Source organism: Brevundimonas sp. (assembly GCF_036732845.1).
Classification (GTDB): Bacteria; Pseudomonadota; Alphaproteobacteria; order Caulobacterales; family Caulobacteraceae; genus Brevundimonas.
This window is the reverse complement of sequence record NZ_DAINBO010000013.1, coordinates 44,110-63,280: the sequence shown is the minus strand read 5'-3', so window position 1 is coordinate 63,280 and position 19,171 is coordinate 44,110. Positions and strand designations below refer to the sequence as shown.

17 protein-coding genes and 1 pseudogene are annotated in these 19,171 nt (G+C 68.9%); 10 read left to right on the top strand and 8 right to left on the bottom strand.

Annotation, left to right across the window (positions count from 1 at the left end; translation table 11 throughout):
* The 5 genes from V7D63_RS06980 to rpoH all read left to right on the top strand — a co-directional run.
* A partial coding sequence (locus V7D63_RS06980; protein WP_442882122.1) for a type I glyceraldehyde-3-phosphate dehydrogenase occupies positions 1-523 on the top strand: 523 nt, incomplete at its 5' end.
* Between the two features lie 331 nt (positions 524-854).
* Positions 855-2,051 (top strand): phosphoglycerate kinase, encoded by a 1,197-nt coding sequence (locus V7D63_RS06975; protein ID WP_333591539.1) that lies wholly within the window; start codon positions 855-857, stop codon positions 2,049-2,051.
* Positions 2,052-2,133: 82 nt separating this feature from the next.
* Complete coding sequence (gene fba / locus V7D63_RS06970; protein ID WP_333591538.1) at positions 2,134-3,219, top strand: class II fructose-bisphosphate aldolase; 1,086 nt, start codon at positions 2,134-2,136, stop codon at positions 3,217-3,219.
* Between the two features lie 42 nt (positions 3,220-3,261).
* Entirely contained in the window at positions 3,262-4,275 is a 1,014-nt protein-coding gene (locus V7D63_RS06965) for an RluA family pseudouridine synthase (protein ID WP_442882121.1), read from the top strand.
* A 198-nt stretch (positions 4,276-4,473) separates the two neighbouring features.
* Positions 4,474-5,361, top strand: a complete 888-nt coding sequence (gene rpoH / locus V7D63_RS06960; RefSeq protein WP_333591537.1) for an RNA polymerase sigma factor RpoH — start codon at positions 4,474-4,476, stop codon at positions 5,359-5,361.
* A 45-nt stretch (positions 5,362-5,406) separates the two neighbouring features.
* Here the strand turns inward: rpoH and V7D63_RS06955 are convergent, their stop codons facing one another.
* The 8 genes and pseudogenes from V7D63_RS06955 to V7D63_RS06915 form a co-directional block, all read right to left on the bottom strand.
* The gene (locus tag V7D63_RS06955) at positions 5,407-6,213 is read right to left on the bottom strand and encodes a response regulator (RefSeq protein ID WP_333591536.1); all 807 of its coding nucleotides are present in this window, start codon (positions 6,211-6,213) and stop codon (positions 5,407-5,409) included.
* 67 nt (positions 6,214-6,280) lie between these two features.
* On the bottom strand, positions 6,281-7,582 hold the full coding sequence (locus tag V7D63_RS06950; protein WP_333591535.1) for an adenylosuccinate synthase: 1,302 nt from the start codon (positions 7,580-7,582) through the stop codon (positions 6,281-6,283).
* Positions 7,583-7,655: 73 nt separating this feature from the next.
* Positions 7,656-8,807, bottom strand: coding sequence for a phosphoserine transaminase (locus V7D63_RS06945; protein ID WP_333591534.1), 1,152 nt, complete (start codon positions 8,805-8,807; stop codon positions 7,656-7,658).
* On the bottom strand, positions 8,804-9,703 hold the full coding sequence (locus V7D63_RS06940; RefSeq protein WP_333591533.1) for a J domain-containing protein: 900 nt from the start codon (positions 9,701-9,703) through the stop codon (positions 8,804-8,806). The genes V7D63_RS06945 and V7D63_RS06940 overlap by 4 nt, the downstream gene beginning before the upstream one ends.
* A gap of 70 nt (positions 9,704-9,773) precedes the next feature.
* Complete coding sequence (locus V7D63_RS06935) at positions 9,774-11,654, bottom strand: GTA baseplate fiber-binding domain-containing protein (RefSeq protein ID WP_442882120.1); 1,881 nt, start codon at positions 11,652-11,654, stop codon at positions 9,774-9,776.
* A 247-nt stretch (positions 11,655-11,901) separates the two neighbouring features.
* Positions 11,902-12,456, bottom strand: a pseudogene (locus V7D63_RS06925) (terminase large subunit domain-containing protein); the annotation flags it as partial.
* Complete coding sequence (locus V7D63_RS06920) at positions 12,395-12,832, bottom strand: hypothetical protein (RefSeq protein ID WP_333591532.1); 438 nt, start codon at positions 12,830-12,832, stop codon at positions 12,395-12,397. The gene V7D63_RS06920 and the pseudogene V7D63_RS06925, both read right to left, overlap by 62 nt.
* Before the next feature lie 116 nt (positions 12,833-12,948).
* Positions 12,949-13,401, bottom strand: a complete 453-nt coding sequence (locus V7D63_RS06915; RefSeq protein WP_333591531.1) for a YcgN family cysteine cluster protein — start codon at positions 13,399-13,401, stop codon at positions 12,949-12,951.
* Between the two features lie 75 nt (positions 13,402-13,476).
* Here V7D63_RS06915 and V7D63_RS06910 point away from each other — a divergent pair, with 75 nt between their 5' ends.
* From V7D63_RS06910 to V7D63_RS06890, 5 genes are all read left to right on the top strand, one after another.
* The gene (locus tag V7D63_RS06910; RefSeq protein WP_333591530.1) at positions 13,477-13,791 is read left to right on the top strand and encodes an endonuclease domain-containing protein; all 315 of its coding nucleotides are present in this window, start codon (positions 13,477-13,479) and stop codon (positions 13,789-13,791) included.
* A gap of 183 nt (positions 13,792-13,974) precedes the next feature.
* Positions 13,975-15,960: an ABC-F family ATP-binding cassette domain-containing protein gene (locus V7D63_RS06905; RefSeq protein ID WP_333591529.1), complete on the top strand. Its 1,986-nt coding sequence runs from the start codon at positions 13,975-13,977 to the stop codon at positions 15,958-15,960.
* 654 nt (positions 15,961-16,614) lie between these two features.
* Positions 16,615-17,643, top strand: a complete 1,029-nt coding sequence (locus V7D63_RS06900) for an ABC transporter substrate-binding protein (protein ID WP_333591528.1) — start codon at positions 16,615-16,617, stop codon at positions 17,641-17,643.
* Positions 17,636-18,391 (top strand): ABC transporter ATP-binding protein, encoded by a 756-nt coding sequence (locus V7D63_RS06895; protein ID WP_333591527.1) that lies wholly within the window; start codon positions 17,636-17,638, stop codon positions 18,389-18,391. The genes V7D63_RS06900 and V7D63_RS06895 overlap by 8 nt, the downstream gene beginning before the upstream one ends.
* Positions 18,388-19,167 (top strand): ABC transporter permease, encoded by a 780-nt coding sequence (locus V7D63_RS06890; protein ID WP_442882119.1) that lies wholly within the window; start codon positions 18,388-18,390, stop codon positions 19,165-19,167. The genes V7D63_RS06895 and V7D63_RS06890 overlap by 4 nt, the downstream gene beginning before the upstream one ends.
* Positions 19,168-19,171: the final 4 nt, after the last annotated feature.

Genomic DNA, 19,171 nt, shown 5'->3' with positions numbered 1-19,171 from the left:
CAAGGTGCTGAACGACCTGTTCGGCATCGAGCGCGGCTATATGACCACCATCCACGCCTACACCGGCGACCAGCCGACGCTGGATACGATGCACAAGGATCTGTATCGCGGCCGCGCGGCGGCCCTGTCGATGATCCCGACGTCGACCGGCGCGGCCAAGGCCCTGGGCCTGGTGCTGCCGGAACTGAAGGGCAAGCTGGACGGCTCGTCCATCCGCGTCCCGACCCCCAATGTCTCGGTCGTCGATCTGAAGGTCGTGGCCGGTCGCGCGGTGACGGTCGAGGAAATCAATGCGGCGCTGCAAGCCGCCGCCGACGGCCCGATGAAGGGCGTGCTGGCGACCACCACCGATCCGGTGGTCTCGACCGACCTGAACCATATCGCCGCCTCGTCCACCGCCGCCCTGCCCCAGACCCAGGTCGTGGACGGCAAACTGGCCCGCGTGCTGAGCTGGTACGACAACGAATGGGGCTTCGCCACGCGCATGGCCGACACGGCCCTGGTGATGGCGAAGCTGATGTAATGACGGCCTCGGCGAGGTTGACGACAGGCGCCGTAGTTCGCCGGTGGTTCTCAAGGATCACCGGCCTATTGGTCGGCTTTTGGTTGATCTGGACAGGTTGGCTTGGGTGGGATTGGCCCACTGTTCTAGTCGGCGGAATTGCATTCGCCATCTTATCCTTTGTTAAAAACGCTTACTGGAGCAGGGCAAGTCGAGCCAACGCGATGAATGAGCTTGGTCGGCCAGACTTGGCGCCGTGGGTGGTTGTTGGTCTGATCCCTTTCAACCTTTTTATCGCGCTCGTGATCCACGCCGCCTCTCGTGGACTGTCTTCATTTTTCGAGATTTTTTCATGACCTTCCGCACCCTCGACGACGCCAAAGACCTGTCGGGCAAGACCGCCCTCGTCCGCGTGGACTTCAACGTGCCGATGGAGGGCGGGCGCGTCAGCGACGACACCCGTCTGAGGGCCGCCCTGCCGACCCTCCAACGCCTGCGCGACGCGGGGGCCAAGGTCGCCCTTCTGGCCCATTTCGACCGGCCCAAGGGCAAGGTCGTGCCGGAGATGAGCCTGAAACCCGTGGTCGCGCCGCTGGAGGCCCTGCTGGGCGCGCCGGTCCGTTTCGCCGACGACTGCGCGGGCGAGGCCGTCAAGGCCGCCGTGGCCGATCTGGACGCCGGGGGCGTGGTGCTGCTGGAGAACGTCCGCTTCCATGCGGGCGAAGAGAAGAACGATCCGGCCTTCGCACAGCAACTGGCCGAGGTCGGCGACCTCTACGTCAACGACGCCTTCTCCGCCGCCCACCGCGCCCACGCCTCGACCGAGGGTCTGGCGCGCCTGCTGCCCGCCTATGCCGGAGAGTCGATGCGGCGCGAGTTGGAGGCGCTGGACGCGGCCCTGGGCCGACCGCAACGCCCGGTGATCGGCATCGTCGGCGGGGCCAAGGTCTCGACCAAGCTGGACCTGTTGCAGAACCTCGTCGGCAAGCTGGACCGCCTGGCCATCGGCGGCGGCATGGCCAACACCTTCCTGTTCGCCCAAGGCCACGACATCGGCGGCTCGCTGGCGGAAAAGGACATGGCCGACACGGCCCGCGCCATCATGGCCGAGGCCGAGAAACAGGGCTGCGAACTGCTGCTGCCGGTCGATGTGGTCGTGGCCGCCGCCGTCAGCCCCGGCGTCCAGGCCCGCACGCTGAAGCTGGGCGCCTCCCTGTCCGCCGAGGACAAGATCCTGGACGCCGGTCCCCAGACGGTTGCGCGCCTGACCGCCGCCATGGACGTGTCCAAGACCCTGATCTGGAACGGTCCCCTGGGCGTGTTCGAGGTCCCGCCCTTCGACGCCGCGACCGTGGCCGCCGCGAAACACGCCGCGAATCTGGCTAAGACCGGCGTGCTGATCGCCGTGGCCGGAGGCGGCGACACCGTGGCCGCCCTGAACCATGCGGGCACGGCCGAGGACATGACCTTCGTCTCCACCGCCGGGGGCGCCTTCCTGGAGTGGATGGAGGGCAAGCCCCTGCCCGGCGTCGAGGCGCTCAAGGCCTGAAAACGCCTCTGTAACACGGCGTGACTTCCAGGCCCTCCGGCGCTAAACCACCGCAAAAGAAACGGCTCAGGAGGCTACACCCATGGCGCGGATCACCCTGCGACAGTTGCTCGACCACGCGGCCGAGAATGACTACGGCCTGCCGGCCTACAACATCAACAACATGGAGCAGGGCCTGGCCATCATGGAGGCCGCCGACGCCGTGAACGCGCCGGTCATCATCCAGGCCTCGCGCGGCGCCCGCTCCTACGCCAACGACATCGTGCTGGCGAAACTGATCGACGCCCTGGCCGAGCTGTATCCGCACATCCCGGTCTGCATGCACCAGGACCACGGCAACGGCCCGGCCACCTGCGCCACCGCCATCCAGTACGGCTTCACCTCGGTGATGATGGACGGCTCGCTGGAAGAGGACGCCAAGACCCCCGCCAGCTATGAGTACAACGTCGACGTCACCCGCCGCGTGGTCCAGATGGCCCATAGCTGCGGCGTCTCGGTCGAGGGTGAACTGGGCGTGCTGGGTTCGCTTGAGACCGGCATGGGCGAGGCCGAGGACGGTCACGGCTTCGAGGGCAAGCTGGACCACTCGGCCCTGCTGACCGACCCGGACCAGGCGGTCGACTTCGTGCGCGAGACCAAGGTCGACGCCCTGGCGATTGCGATGGGCACCAGCCACGGCGCCTACAAATTCAGCCGCAAGCCCGACGGCGCCGTCCTGGCGATGAATGTGATCGAAGAGATCCACCGCCGCCTGCCCGACACCCATCTGGTCATGCACGGCTCATCCTCGGTGCCGCAAGACCTGCAGGACATCATCAACCAGTACGGCGGCCAGATGCCCCAGACCTGGGGCGTGCCGGTCGAGGAGATCCAGCGCGGCATCAAGCACGGCGTGCGCAAGATCAACATCGACACGGACAACCGCATGGCCATCACCGGCGCCATCCGTAAGGTCCTGGCCGAAAAGCCGGGCGAGTTCGATCCGCGCGCCTATCTGAAGCCCGCCAAGGAAGCCATGCGCAAGGTCTGCATGCAGCGCTTCCAGGAGTTCGGCTGCGAGGGCATGGCCGACCGGATCAAGCCGCTATCGACCGCACAGATGGCCAAACGCTATGCGGCGGGCGACCTGGACCCGCATTTCGGCAAGGCCTCCAGCCAGGCGGCCTGAACGGGGTTGGGACCAGACACGGGCGGGCCTAGTCTGCCGCCCGTGACGCCCGACATCGATTCCGAGGATTTCGAGGATGCGGACGGCGAGACCCTGATCGTCTCGCTGCATGAGACCGCGCGCGCTCTGCGCCTCGACAAGGCCTTGGCCGAGGCCGCGCCGTCCCTGTCGCGCGCCCGGATACAGGCCCTGCTCGACGCCGGGGCCGTGTCGTTCGCCGACGCGCCGGTCAACGCCAAGTCAAAAGTCCTGCCCGGCGACTACGCCATCGCCATCCCGCCCGTCACGCCCGCCGATCCGCAACCGGAAGCGATTCCCCTGACCGTCCTGTTCGAGGACGCGGACCTGATCGTCATCGACAAGCCGGCGGGCATGGCCGCCCATCCGGCGCCCGGAAACCAGACCGGCACCTTGGTCAACGCGCTGCTGCACCACTGCGGCGCATCCCTGTCCGGCATCGGCGGCGTGGCCCGGCCCGGCATCGTCCACCGGCTGGACAAGGACACCTCGGGCGTCATGGTCGCCGCCAAGACTGATCGCGCCCATGCGGGCCTGTCCGCCCTGTTCGCCAAACACGACATCGAACGCACCTATATCGCCCTGACTCGCGGTGCGCCTTCGCCCGCTCGCGGCCGAATCGAGACCCGGATCGGCCGCTCCAGCTCCGACCGCAAGAAGATGGCCGTGCTGAAGTCCGGCGGGCGCGAGGCGATCACCGACTATGTCGTCGAACGGATCTTCGGCGCTCCCGCCAAACCGGGCGCCGCGCCCATGGCCGCCCGCGTCGCCTGCACCCTGCACACCGGCCGCACCCATCAGATCCGGGTCCATCTGGCCTCGAAAGGCGCGCCGATCCTGGGCGATCCGACCTACGGCTCCGGCAGCCCGGCGGCGCCTGTACGCGCCGCCGTCGCCGAGGCGGGCCTGGCCCGCCAGGCCTTGCACGCCGCTGTTCTGGGTTTCGTCCACCCCGTGACCGGCGAGGCGCTGCGGTTCGAGACCCCGCCCCCGCCGGACATGAAAAGCCTTGAGGAGCATCTAGTCAGTCTTGATTAGATACGGACAATCCGCTACACAGACTGCGACCGATGGGCGTGGCCTTCCCGCCACGCTTTCATCTTGGTGTGACGATCCGCCTCTGGCCAAGCAGGCAACCGTTCCCCAAGTCTTCGGTTGAGGGGTTGAGGACCCGGCGCACATTCGGTGGCTAGGTCCGTTGGACTCGCTCGGTATCGGTCGGAGGGACCACGAACTATGGCTGCCAACAACACGCTCGCGGTGATGTCGCCTGAACAGGGACTGTCGCGTTACCTGACGGAAATCCGCAAATTTCCGATGCTGACCAAGGATGAGGAGTTCATGCTGGCGAAACGCTGGTCTGAACACCAGGACGCCGAGAGCGCCCATCGACTGGTCACGTCCCACCTTCGCCTCGTGGCCAAGATCGCCATGGGTTATCGCGGCTACGGCCTGCCGATCGGCGAGGTGATCTCGGAAGGCAACGTCGGCCTGATGCAGGCCGTCAAGAAATTCGATCCCGACAAGGGCTTCCGCCTGGCGACCTACGCCATGTGGTGGATTCGCGCCTCGATCCAGGAATACATCCTGCGTAGCTGGTCGCTGGTGAAGATGGGCACCACCGCCGCGCAGAAGAAGCTGTTCTTCAACCTGCGCAAGGCCAAGAGCCAGATCTCGGCCTTCGAGGAAGGCGACCTGCACCCCGAGCATCTGTCGGCCATCGCCACCAAGCTGGGCGTGACCGAACAGGATGTCACCGACATGAATCGCCGCCTGGGCGGCGACGCCTCTCTGAACGCGCCCCTGCGCGCCGACGGCGAGAGCGAGTGGCAGGACTGGCTGGCCGACGACACGGCCGTGTCGCAAGAGACGGCCCTGGCCGAAAGCGAAGAGAAATCCCTGCGCATGGGCCTGCTTCAGGAGGCCATGGAAGAGCTGACCGATCGCGAGAAACACATCCTGACCGAGCGCCGCCTCAAGGACGACCCGGTCACCCTGGAAGAACTCGCCGGTCAATACGGCGTCAGCCGCGAACGTGTCCGCCAGATCGAGGTCCGCGCCTTCGAGAAGCTGCAAAAAGCGATGCGGGCCGCCGCCGAGGAACGCAATCTCGTCGACGCCTGATCGCGGCGCTCAAGCCGCCGCGAGATGATGGCGGGCTGAAGCGTCTCAGCCCGCCTGGGTCTTGGGTTCAGGCGCGCTGATGGCCAGCAGGGCGTTGATCGGGCCGACCAGATCGGCCTTGCCTGCGCGCCCGGACGCCATGCAGGTCTCCAAGGCCCCGGCGGCCAGGGCCAGCCGTGCGTCCGAGGTTTTCAGGGCCAGGCTCTTCAGGGTCTCAGCCTGCTGGCGCACCGCGCGCACCGCCTGGGCCGGGTCGCTGTCGAACTGGGCCAGAGCGGCCGCCAGGATGCGCAGGGCTTGGTCCTTGGCCGCCGCCACCGTCTGGGCAGCGGTCTTGGGCGCGTCGGCCTTGCGCTTGCGCGGACCTGCATATTCGCCCGAGTTGAACCGGCGCCGGTCGGGTCCGACATAGGCCACCGCCTCGACCCAGTCGCGGGGTTTCAAGGCCACGTTCTCGATGCGACGGAACAGATCGGCCGCCGTGAAGGGCTTGCGCAGAAACTCGTGCACCCCGGCGTCGCGCGCAGCCTTGATGGTTGTGGCCGTGGCGTCGGCGGTCACCATGATGATCGGCGCATATCGACAAGCCAGCGTGGAGCGTCGGATGCGCTTGGCCAGGTCCGCCCCATCCAGCCGCGGCCCGGTGCATTCGGTGATGATCAGGCCCGGCTCGACCTCGCGCGCCAGATCCATCACGCGCTGCTCATCCGATTCGAAGAAGATATCGCGCCCGCCCAGGCTTTTGACGATGTCGCCCAACAACCGCGCCGAGGCGCCGTTGGGATCGGCCACGATCACCCGACGCACGGCCGGCTCCAGCCGATGAACAGTCTTTTGATCCAGCGTGAACAAGCGAAGCGGCTCCTCTGAACCGCTTTCCTAGGCCATGCCGGTTAAGGCCCGTTGAACGCGGGCGGTTTCAGCCGTGTCCCTGGAACGGATCGCGCATCAGGATGGTGTCGTCCCGCTCCGGGCTGGTCGACAACAAGGCCACCGGCGCGCCGATCAGCTCTTCGACCCGCCGCACGTATTTCACGGCGTTGGCTGGCAGGTCGCGGAAGCTGCGGGCGCCCGCCGTGCTGTCGCTCCAGCCTTCCATCTCTTCATAGACCGGTTCGGCCGCCGCCTGGGCCTTCAGACTGGACGGCAGATAGTCCAACACCTCGCCATCGATGCGATAGCCGACGCAGATCTTCAGCGTCTCCAGCCCGTCCAGCACGTCCAGCTTGGTCAAAGCGACGCCGTCGATGCCGTTGATCGCCACCGACTGACGCACCAGCACCGCGTCGAACCAGCCGCACCGGCGCGCCCGGCCGGTGTTGACCCCGACCTCGCGCCCCACGGTCGCCAGATGCCGTCCGACCTCGTCATCCAGTTCACAGGCGAACGGTCCCTCGCCGACGCGGGTCGTATAGGCCTTCACGATGCCCAGCACATAGCCGACCCCGCGCGGTCCCAGACCCGACCCCGCCGCCGCCTGGCCCGCCACGGTGTTGGAGCTGGTGACATAGGGATAGGTGCCGTGATCGACGTCCAGGAAGGCGCCCTGTGCACCCTCGAACAGCACCCGCTTGCCGTTGCGAACCGCCCGGTCCAGCACCCGCCAGGCGGGTTGCACATAGGGCAGGATCTTCGGCGCGATCTCCAGAAGTTGCGCCAACAGGGCCTCCGGGTCGATCGGCTCCAGCCCCAGACCGGCGCGCAGCGGATCGTGGTGCGCCCGCAACCGGTCGATCTTGCGCTTCAGGTCGTCGGCGTCGGCCAGATCGCAGACCCGGATCGCGCGGCGCCCCACCTTGTCCTCATAGGCCGGGCCGATGCCGCGTCCCGTGGTGCCGATCTTGGCGCCCGGCGTGCTGGCCGCCGCCTCGCGCGCCACGTCCAGGGCCGGATGGATGGGCAGGATCAGACAGGCGTTCTCAGCGACCGACAGCACATCGGGGTCGATCCGCACGCCCTGGGCCTCGATGCTCTCGATCTCGCGCACCAGATGCCAGGGATCGACCACCACGCCGTTGCCGATGATCGACGGCTTGCCCTGAACCACGCCGCTGGGCAGTAGGGCCAGCTTATAGACCTTGCCGTCGACGACCAGCGTGTGGCCCGCGTTATGGCCGCCCTGGAACCGTACCACCATGTCGGCCCGGTTCGACAGCCAGTCGACGATCTTGCCCTTGCCCTCGTCGCCCCATTGGGCGCCGACCACCGCCACGTTCGCCAAGGTTCATGCTCCCGCTGATTGCGGGGCGCAGCCTATAGCGGGGGAATCGCCCGGTGTCGCGTCGTCGTCGGATTTATTCGCCTAGAGCCTGTGCGAACGCCCAATCCAGCCACGGCGTCAGGGCCTCGATGTCCGCCGTTTCGACGGTCGCGCCGCACCAGACCCTCAGGCCCGCCGAGGCGTTGCGATGGCTTTCCACGTCAAAGGCCGCCCCCTCGGCTTCCAGCAGGGCCTTCATCCGTTTGACCAGCGCCTGCCGCCCCGCCTCGTCCATCGCCTCCACGCGCGGATCGACGAATTTCAGACAGACCGAGGTCGTCGACCGCATCGCCGGGTCCTGGGCCAGCCAGTCGATCCACGGCGTCCGCTCGACCCAGGCGTTCAGCGCCGCCGCATTGGCCTGGGTCCGCGCGATCAGGGCCGACAGGCCGCCGACGCGCTCGGCCCACTCCAGGGCGTCGATCCAGTCCTCCAGGGTCCAGACCGAAAAGGTGTTGATCATCGAGCCGGTCGCCAGCGCCCGATCGAACCCCTTGCCGTCACGCAGCCTCAAAACCTTGGGCACGGGCCGTGGCGGCTCGTACCGGTCCAGCCGCTCGACCGCGCGCGGCGACAGGGCCGCGACGCCCAGCCCCGCCTCCCCGCCCAGCGCCTTCTGGAACGAGAAGGTCGCCACATCCAGCCTGGCCCAATCCAGCGGCATGGCGAAGGCGGCCGAGGTGGCGTCGCAGATCGCCAACCCCCGGCGATCCGCCGCGATGAAGTCGGCGTTCGGCACGCACACGCCCGAAGTCGTGCCGTTCCACGGAAACACCAGATCCTTATCGGGATCGACCCGGTCCAGGTCCGGCAGGCTCCCCCACGGCGCCGACAGCACCTCCGGCTCCAGCTTCAGGTGATCGCGCACCGCCGTCGCCCATTGCAGGCCGAAATTCTCATAGGCCATGACCTGCACCGGCCGTTCGCCCAACATCGACCACAGCGCCGCCTCGACCGCCCCGGTGTCCGAGCCGGGCACATAGACCAGCACCCAGTCGTCCGGGACCTCCAGCACCTGGCGGGTCAGCTTCAGTCCATGGGCGAACCGCGCCACCACTTCCGGCGCACGGATGCCGCGTCCCAACAGGTCGTGCGGCAGGGCCTGCGACGACCATCCCGGCCGTTTCGCCGTCGGACCCGAGCTGAACCAGGGCCGCTGCGGCCGTTCATTCGGCTTGGCGCTCATGGTTTGTAGGGCCGCTTGGTTCGCCATTCCTCGGCGAATTTGGTCAGGGCCTCGTCCTGCGGCTCCGGCAGGGTCACCACCAGTCGCGCGAGCAGGTCGCCTCGCTTGCCGCCCGCATGGCCGCCGCGCCCTTTCAACCGCAGAACCTTGCCCGAGTTCGACCCCGCCGGAACGGTCATCGACACCCTTCCTTCCGGCGTGGGCACGGTCACCTTGCCGCCCAGAACTGCGTCGGGAACCGAGATCGGCAGATCCATCTCCAGATCGGCGCCCTCGCGTCGGTACAGCGGGTGTTTGGCGATCTTCAGCTCGATCAGCGCATCGCCCGCCTCGCCCATCCGTCCCGGCGCACCCTGGCCGCGCAGCCGGATCACTTGGCCGTCGCCCGCCCCCTTGGGGATCGCCACGTCCAGGGTCCGGCCGTCCGAGAATTGAATCCGCCGCGTCGCCCCGGTGATCGAATCCTCCAGGCTGATCTCCAGCGTCGCCCGGATGTCCTGTCCCTTGGGCGTGAAATCGCGCGCGCCGCGCTGGCGCCCCTGGCCCCCGAACATGCCGAACAATTCGTCCAGGTCGATGTTCTCGAAGCCCGCCCGTCCGCCGGGACCGCCCGCGCCGCCGAAGCCGGAGAACCCGCCCGGCCCGCCGCCGCCGAAGCCCCGGAACTGCTCGCGTCCGTCGGCGTCGATCTCGCCGCGGTCGAACTTCGCTCGCTTGTCCTTGTCCCCTAACAGGTCAAAGGCCGCCGTCACCCGCTTGAACCGTTCCTCGGCGGCCTTGTCGCCGGGATTCTTGTCGGGGTGCAGGTCCTTGGCCAGCTTGCGGAACGCCTTCTTGACCTCGTCCGCGCTGGCGTTCCGCGCCACGCCCAATTCCTTGTAGGGGTCGCCGGCCACTGTCGCTCCGTTCCGCAAGGCTACGTGCGTCAGTTAAGCCATGCTCCCGCCGACCGAAAGGCCCACGGCGTCATACGGCCATCGAAAGTCGCGTCGCCGGCCCCCAGCCCCAGGCCTCGCCCCACGGACTGACCTCGACCGAGGCCGTCCCCAGTCCGCCCGGAAAGTCGACGGCTCGTTCGGCTTGGGTGTAGACGGCCTGGGGACCTTCGACCTCCAGGGTGCGCCGCACGACCCCGCCGTCCAGAAAACGCAGACGGAACCGCAGCCCCGGCTCCAGGCTTCGATCCCCGTCCCAGCCGTCGCCGTACAATCGACGGCGCGGCGTCCAGCGGATCATGATGTCCCCGTCGTTTGATCGCAGGTTCAGGTGCACGGGCGGCCAGGGTCGGTCGTGCACGCCCCGACAGGTCACCATCCGCGAGGTCACCCCCGCCCCGCCCGGCGGAGCGCCCGCCGGACCCGCTCGGAACACCAGAGGAAGCCCCCGCTCGTCGCGTCGGAAATCCAGTCGCGTCAGAGCGTCGTCCAGCATCACCACGGTCGCCCCCGCCTCGGCCCCCGCGCGCATCTCGGTCTCCGTGCCCTGCAAACCGCGCAGCAGGCCGCTTAAGCGCCAGACCCCGTCGCCCAGCGCCGTCGCCTGCCGAAAGGCGATCAACTCCCAACCCGCTTCGGTCTGCATCGCCAGCACGTTCGCGCCGCCCAGAACCGCCGCCGCCCCGCGGCTCTGCGGCGCCCGGCCTTCCAGCTTCACCGTCAGTCTGCTCACCCCGTCCCAGCGCCCGATCATGCCGGGCGCCAAGGCGGCCGTCAGTCGCCCGACCGTCGCCGACGCCTCCACCCGCGCCCGCCGGCTCAGCGCGTCAGGATCGGACCCCGCCTGCACCTCCATGGTTCGCCACGGCTCGGCCGCCACGGCCGCCAGCGGCCGGTCGTCGACTTCATGGCCCGGCAAGGGCGGCAGATCCAATATCGCCATGAACGGCGCGCCCGTCGGCTCTGGCGTCTCCGACAGGGGCGGTTCGGTGACGCCCAGATCCCCCGACTGCGGCATGACGCGCGGTCGCACCACCATATGCGGCGTCTCGTCCGACACGACCCGCTCGACGCGCCAGACGCCGTCCGCGCCCGGCGGCGTGACCGCGTCACCCGGCTCGAACCTCAAGGCCGCCAGAGGTCCCAGGGCCAAGGTCCGGCTCTCGACATCGGCGCCCCCGTCCAATGCGACGGCCGCCGCCAGCCGCGCCTGTTCAGGACTGCACGCCAGCGGCAGATCCAGATCGACGCTTCCGCCGCCCGCCTCCGTTTCGCGTCTCAACACGACCGCCGCCGTCTGGTGATCGGCCAAGGCGTCCACATAACGCACCCGCGCGATGGACGGTCTCTCCTCCAGCACCCGGTCGCCGCGCACGGCCGCGCCTTCGTCCGGCAAGGCCAGGGCGTCCGCCTCGATCGACATGACCAGGGCCTCGCGCCCCAGGATCGCCACCCGTCCGTCCCGCTCGGCGATCACCGCGTCCACCGCCCGCAACAACGGCTCCAGCGCATCTCGCGTCCGCATCGGCCGGTCGATGGCGTATCCCGTGACCTCGCCGTCCACACCCTCGATGACGAAGTCGTCCTCGCCCAGGTCGCCGCGCCTCAGCACCGCCGCGATCATCGCCGCCACATCCCCGACCAGACGCCCGTTCAGCCAGTGGCCGGTTCGCCACGCCGGGGCGTCGGCCCAGACGTCCTTGCGGGCCGGAAACGCCGGATAGGGCCGCGCGTCCCAACACCAGGCGTCGGCGGCCTCCAGCATCCGCCCCGCATAGGCCGTCGCCGCATTGTCCAACAGCGCCTTGTTCCACTCGCCCGCAGCATTGTGCGCGTCGATAGCGAAGGCCCCCGCCTCCAGCGGCGAATAGCTGTAGTGGTCGTCGGTCGGATGGAACAGCCGCACCTGCATCACCGGCGACCACCCGCACCCAGGCCTGGGGTCTCAGGCCGCGCACGCTGCGGTCGGCCAGCACATAGGCCCGCCCCTCGAACCGCCCGACCACCACGATGCCGCAGGCGTCGCCCTCGGCTGTCGCCGGCGGGTCCAATCCGACCACGATCCGCTCGAACCGTTCCGGCGCCCGTCCCTGACAGGCGTTCAGCATGGACTCGGTCCACAGCGTCCCGTCGTCCGACAGGACGCAGCCTTCCAGCTCCTGTTCCGCCAGCCGTGTCCCGCCGTACAGACTGTCCAGGCCCCGCAGGAAATTGGCCGACAGGTTCCGCCGATTGGCCGCCGTCGCCGCCCGCGTCGTCACCGTGCCCGGTTCAGCCATCAGCGTCTTCAGGGCCGCGATCGGCCGCGGCGTGGTCGTGATCACCAGCCGGGGATCGTCGCCCAGCCTCAGGCCCAGCCGCAGCATGGCCAACACTTCGCTCGGTCGTCGCCAGGCGCAGAATTCGTCGCACCAGGCCGCATGGAATTGCGGCCCGCGCAGGCTGTCGGCGTCCTCGGCCGAAAAGGCGTGGGCCGTCGCTCCGTTCGGCCACGTCAGTCGTCGCCGCCCCGCCTCATAGACCGGTCTGCGCCACGGCGCGGCCACGGCCTTCAGACCCGACGGTCCCTCGATCATCACCTCGCGCACGTCATGCAGGGTCGGCCCGACCAGGGCCAGGTGCGCGCCCGGTCTCGCTCGTCCGGTCAGCCATTCAGCCCCGGCGCGGGTCTTTCCCGCGCCACGCCCGCCCAGGAACAGCCAACTGCTCCACATGCCGTCGGGCGGTCTCTGCGCCCGATGGCCCCACAACCGCCAGTCCGTCCCGATCAGCCGCTCCAGGTCCTGCCCGATCGGCGCCAGCAGCTTCCTCCTCGTCGATGGCTCGCGCCAGCGCCACCAGTCGATGATAGAGGTCCTGGCGCAGTCGTTCCTCTCCGGCTGCGTCAAGCGCCTCGTCCTCCCCGTTCAACTGCGCTTCCCGGATCGTCGCCTCGACCAGCGCCTGCCTCAGCTTGACGCTCAGGGTCGCCAGCTTCAGCCGCCGCTCCGCATCGTCCAGATCGGCGCCGGAGATCGGTCTCAGCATCTCGTCCGTCAGGGCGATCAGAACGGCCAGGCCGTCCTGCGCCGCACCCCTTTTTCCGCCCATGCCTGAACTATAGGGGACCAGCGCCCCTAGGCGCGCGGAACGCTTTGGCGAACCTTATATCCCAATTGGATCAAGCGCTTGCGGCGGCTCGCACACGCAATGGCGGCGCCCGGTTTTCAGCCGCGCTCCAGCGCCCATTCCGGCGCCTCGTGATCCAGCGCGTCTTCCTCGTTCTCCAGCTCCAGCTCCGAGATCGTCTGGTTGCGCACCGACACGCCCGCCGTGTGCACCGTCTCCGGGTCGCCCGACACCAGCGGATGCCACGCCGCCAACGGCCGTCCTTCGTGGATGCGGCGATAGGCGCAGGACTTGGGCATCCACTCCAGCGCCTCGATATTGTGCGGCGTCAGCTTGATGCAGTCCGGCACATATTGGCGCCGGTTCTCATAGTTCGAGCACCGGCAGACGGTGGTGTCGAACAGCTTGCAATGCACCTTGGTCGGGATGACCTCGCCGGTGTCCTCGTCCTCGAACCGGATGACGCAGCACAGGCCGCACCCGTCGCACAGGCTCTCCCACTCCCGCGGCGACATCTCCGCCAGAGGCTTGGTTTCCCAGAACGCCGACATCAGAACCTCCCCCGCATAGCGGGGGAGGGGGACCACGAAGTGGTGGAGGGGGCGGAAAGGTGCAGTATCTGGGCCATGCGAGCGCCGGTCCTTACGCAAAAACGCGCGAAAAGTCTTCGTCGCCTCATGTCTCTGCCGGAAGTCTTGATTTGGACCCGCATCTGGGGGCGCGGCTTTCGTCGCCAACACCCGCTCGGCGCATTCATCCTCGACTTCTATCGCGCCAGCGATCGCCTCTGCATCGAGATCGACGGCCAGCAGCACGAGTTGGCGAAAGATCAGGCGCGAGACGCGCTTCTGCTCGCACAGGGCGTCCGCACCGTCCGTATTCCCGCCGCTGATATCCTGCGCGATCCAGACGCCGCCGCTGAATTCATCCTATCGCTTTGACGATCCTCCACCGCTTGCGGGGGAGGGGGACCGCGAAGCGGTGGAGGGGGCGAGGGACACGCTCGCCCTTTCCTATGGAATCTCCAGCCCTCTTCCCTTAGATCAGCGCGCGTTTCCGCCCCCTCCACCACGCTTACGCGTGGTCCCCCTCCCCCGCTATGCAGGGGAGGATCGAGTATTCCGATGTCCGCCAGACCCCCTCTCGTCGCCCTCAAGGACGTCCGTCTGCAAGACGGTCCCCGCCCCCTGTTCGAGGGCGTGGATATGGCCATCGAGCCGCGCAGCCGCGCGGCCCTGGTGGGCCGCAACGGGGCCGGCAAGTCGACCCTGATGAAGATCGTCATGGGCCTGGTCGAACCCGACGCCGGCGACCGATCGATTCAGGCCGGCACCCGTTTCGCCTATGTGCCGCAGGAGCCGGTCATCATCGGCGAGACCCTGCTCGACTACGCCGCCTCGGGCGCGGCCGAACGCTGGACCGCCGAGGCCTGGCTGACCACCTTCGGCCTGAACCCCGACAAGCCCGCCGTGAACCTGTCCGGCGGCGAGACCCGCCGCGCCGCCCTGGCCAAGGCCTTCGCCGAAGAACCGGACCTGCTGCTGCTCGACGAACCGACAAACCACCTCGACATCCTCGCCATCGAGCTGCTCGAAAACGAAATCCTCTCGGCCCGCTTTTCCGTCCTGGTCGTCAGCCACGACCGCGCCTTCCTGAACCGCGTCACCGACACCTGCCACTGGCTGGAGGGCCGCCGCGTCCGCACCCTCGACAAGGGCTTCGACGCCTTCGACGACTGGGCCGACAAGGTCATGGAGGAGGAAGCCGAGTCCCTGCGCCGCCTGACCAAGAAGATCGAGGCCGAGACCTACACCTTCTACCGGTCCATCACCGCCCAGCGCACCCGTAACGAGGGCCGCGCCCGCGCCCTGCAAGCCATGCGCGCCGACCGCGCCGAACGGGTCCGCGACCTGCCGAAAGAGCTGAACCTCGCCGTCGATTCCGGCGCCCTGTCCGGCAAGCTGGTGGCCGAGGTGAAGGGGATATCGAAGAGCTTCGCCCAGATCCTCCCCCGCGCAGCGGGGGAGGGGGACCAGGCACAGCCTGGTGGAGGGGGCGAACCTCACACACCGGCGCTTGAACTCGCCCCCTCCACCGCTTCGCGGTCCCCCTCCCCCGTGAAAGACGGGGGAGGATCGGTGCGCACGGTCATCAAACCCTTCACCACCCGCATCCTGCGCGGCGACCGGCTGGCGATCGTCGGTCCAAACGGCGCGGGCAAGACCACCCTGGTCAAGATCCTGCTGGGCGAGCTGGCGCCCGACACCGGGACCGTCCGCCTCGGCGCCAATCTGGAGCCGGTCTATCTGGACCAGTCCCGCGAGGGGCTGAAGTCCGACATGACCCTGTGGGACGCCCTGACGCCCGGGGGCGGCGACTCCATCCTGGTGCGCGGCCGTTCCATGCACGTCGCCGCCTACGCCAAGGACTTCCTGTTCCAGGAAAGCCAGTTGAAGCAGCCCATCTCCACCCTCTCGGGCGGCGAGCGCAATCGCCTGCTGCTGGCCCGCGCCCTGGCCAAACCCGCCAATCTTCTGGTCCTGGACGAGCCGACCAACGACCTGGACATGGACACGCTCGACAAGCTGGAAGAGCTGTTGGAGCAATACGACGGCACCCTGATCCTGGTCAGCCACGACCGCGACTTCGTCGATCGCCTGGCCACCTCGACCATCGCCATGAACGGCCGCGGCGACATCGTCGAAACCCCCGGCGGCTGGACCGACTTCCTGCGTCAGAACCCAGGCTTCCTTTCCCCTCCCCAATCCTCCCCCCTTGGGGGTGGAGGAACGAGCGCCGGAGGCGGTCGGACGACGGGACCGTCGAAGACGGTGGAGGGGGCTGCCGCGCGCACTTCGCCGCCCAAGAAGCCGTCCAAACTCTCCTACAAGGACGCCCGTCGTCTTGAGGAACTCGAAGGTCTGCTGGCCTCCCTGCCGGACGCCATCGCCAAACACGACGCCGCCCTGGCCGATCCCGACCTCTACGCCCGCGATCCCAAAGCCTTCGACCGCGCCATGACCGCCGCCGCCAAGGCCCGTTCTGACCTGGAGTCCGCCGAACTGGAATGGCTGGAGCTTGAGGAAAAGCGCGAAAACCTCGCCGGCTGACGCGTTTTCAACGACGTTCCGCCCCGCTGTGGACGGCGCGCAAGTCGCGCAGCCAGAACAACAATCTTGCGTCGAGAGGCTAGCCGTTCACCACTGACGCACAATCCATCCCCAATTTCGCCCACAGACGATGGATTTGAGGCGCTTGCCTCATAGCGGGTTTCGTCGGAACGTCAACGGGCCGAGGGACACGGCGGCGCGGAAAACCGGAGCGATCCGGGGATCAAAGCGAACCGGTCCGGCTCTCTGACCCGGCCTCCGGGCGCGGTCTTCGGACCCGAACGGACGACGCGGCAGGGCCTAGGCTCCCGAACGACGAAGGCTTCGGCCCCAGGACGTTCACGGAGAACCGGGCCGGGATCGATGGACGGCGCACGGCGAAGGCCGCGCGGAACGCCAAAGACCAGGAGCCGTCAGGATACAGCCGACCGCGGACGGGTTCGCCCCGCCGGCGCCCAGGCCAAGGTCCAGGCCCTCAATGGCCAAGTCCAACCCGGACTTGGCGAGGGGACGCAAGCAACGGTTCGACCGGGCTGGCGTCCCCTCGCTCAATTCCGGCGGCCGTCACCGGCGGTCAGCTCAGCCGACCCCGCCGTCCGCACCCGAGGGCGGCTCCGCTTCCCTTCCCCGACAACCCGCCCTAAACCAAGGCGCATGAGCGCCCCCTCCGCCTCCCGTCGCCGCGTCATGCTGGGCGCCGCCGGTCTCGCCGCCCTCGCGGGTCCGTTGGCGGCGTGCGGCCGCGTCGAGGCGCCGGTCGACGAACAGGGCCGGGTGCGGCTGCGCTTCGCCACCGACTGGCGCGCCCAGGCCGAGCATGGCGGCTTCTATCAGGCCCTGGCTTCCGGCGCCTATGAACGGCGCGGCCTGAACGTCCAGATCATCCAGGGCGGTCCCGGCGTGAACGTGCCCCAGTTGCTGGCTTCGGGCGCCGTCGAACTGGGCATGGGGTCCAACAGCTTCATCCCCCTGAACCTCGTGGCCGAGGGCGCCCCGGTGAAGGCCGTCGCCGCCTTCTTCCAGAAGGACCCCCAGGTCCTGATCGCCCACCCCGATCCGGCCCTGCGCACCATCGCCGATCTGCGCGGCCGCCCCTTCCTTCTGGCCGACGCCTCCGTCACCGCCTTCTGGGTCTGGCTGAAGGCCAAATACGGCTTCACCGACGATCAGGTGCGCAAATACACCTTCAACCCCGCGCCCTTCCTCGCCGATCCGCGCGCGGTCCAGCAGGGTTATCTGACCTCCGAACCCTATACGATCCGCCAGGTCGCCGGTTTCGATCCCAAGGTCTTCCTCCTGGCCGACGAGGGTTACCCCTCCTATGCCGCCATGGTCCTGGCTCCGAACGCCTTTGCGCGCGACAACGCCCAGGCCCTGCGCCACTTCATCGCCGCCTCGGCCGAGGGCTGGCGCGACTATATTCGCGGCGACGCCAAGGCCGCCGACGCCCTGATCCGCAAGGCCAACCCCGACATGACCCAGGACATCCTGGACCAGGCCCGGGACAAGCTGCGCGCCAACGGCATGGTCGACGGCGGCGACGCGGCCCTCTACGGTCTGGGGGCCATGACCAGCGACCGTTGGCAGGCCTTCTTCGACGTGACGTCCCAGGCGGGGGTCTATGATCCCGGCCTGAACTGGCGCTCGGCCTTCACCGACGATTATCTGCCGGGCCGTGGCTGACCAGCCCGCGCCCGTCGCGCGCCTGTCCGACGCCGTCGTCCGTTATCCCGCGCGATCCGTCGGTCCCATCGACCTGACCGTCCAGCCCGGCGACATCCTGGCCATCGTCGGCGCCTCGGGTGCGGGCAAGTCCACCGCCCTGCGCCTGCTCGCCGGTCTTGAGCGGCCCGATCAGGGTCAGGCCCTGACCACGCCCGGCCGCACCGGCCTGGTCTTCCAGGCGCCGACCCTGATGCCCTGGGCCTCGGCGCTGGATAACGTCGCCCTGCCTCTGGACCTGGCCCGCATTCCCCGTGTCCAGGCCCGTGACCGCGCCGCCGCCGCCCTGGCCGCCGTCGGCCTGGGCGACCGGCTCGACGCCCGCCCGCATCAGCTCTCGGGCGGCATGGCCATGCGCGTCGCCCTGGCCCGCGCCCTGGTCGACCGTCCCGCCCTGCTGCTGCTCGACGAACCCTTCGCGGCCTTGGACTCCGTCACCCGTCGCCGCCTGATCGAGGATCTGCACCGCCTGTGGGTCGAAGGCGCCCCCCGCCCCGCCGTCGTCTTCGTCACCCACGACGTGGACGAGGCCGTCTATCTCGCCGCCCGCACCGTGGTGCTTGACGCCGCGACCGGCGCCGTCGCCGCCGCCGTGGCCTCGCCGGGCGTCCTGCCCCGCCCCGCCGAGTGGCGTCTCGACCCCGCCTATCGCACCGCCGTCGAGACCGTCGCCGCCGCCCTGGCCGCGACCATGGAGGCGGCCACGTGAAGCGCCTGATCGACATCGCCGCGCCGTGGCTGCTGCTCGCCCTGCTGCTCGGCGTCTGGGAAGCCGCCTGCCGCATGGCGCACATCCCGCCCTATTTCCTGCCGCCGCCCAGCGCGGTCGCCGCCGCCCTGGTGACGTCCGCGCCCATTCTAGCCGCTTCGGCGGCGGTCACCTTCGGCATGGCGCTTCAGGCCCTGGCCGTCGCCTTCATCATCGGCGGCGGCCTGGCCCTGCTGGTCTCGCTCAGCCGCCCGGCCGAGGCCGCCGTGCGCCCCCTGGCCGTGGCGCTTCAGGTCACGCCCGTCGTCGCCATCGCGCCCCTGGTGCTGATCTGGTTCGGCCTGGACCATGCCGATCGCGCCGTCGTCGCCCTGGCCGCCGCCGTCGCCGTCTTCCCGCTGTTCTCCGGCGTCCTGACCGGCCTGAACAGCGCCGATCCCGACCTGGAGCGCCTGTTCGACCTTTACGGCGCCTCGCCCTGGCAAAGGCTCTGGCGCCTGCGCCTGCCCAGCGCCCTGCCCTTCGTGCTGGAGGGGGTGCGCGTCGCCGCTGGCCTGGCGGTCATCGGCGCCGTGGTGGCCGAGTTCGTCTCCGGCTCCGGCGCCGCCCAGGGTCTGGCCTGGCGCCTGCTGGAGGCGGGCAACCGTCTGCGCACCGCCGACCTCTTGGCGGCCCTGGTCTGGCTGACCGTCATGGGTCTGGTGTTGAACGCGATCATCGCCGCCGTCGAACGCGCCATCACCCGCCGCTCCGGCCGCCCGTTAGCCGGGGGTTAATCGC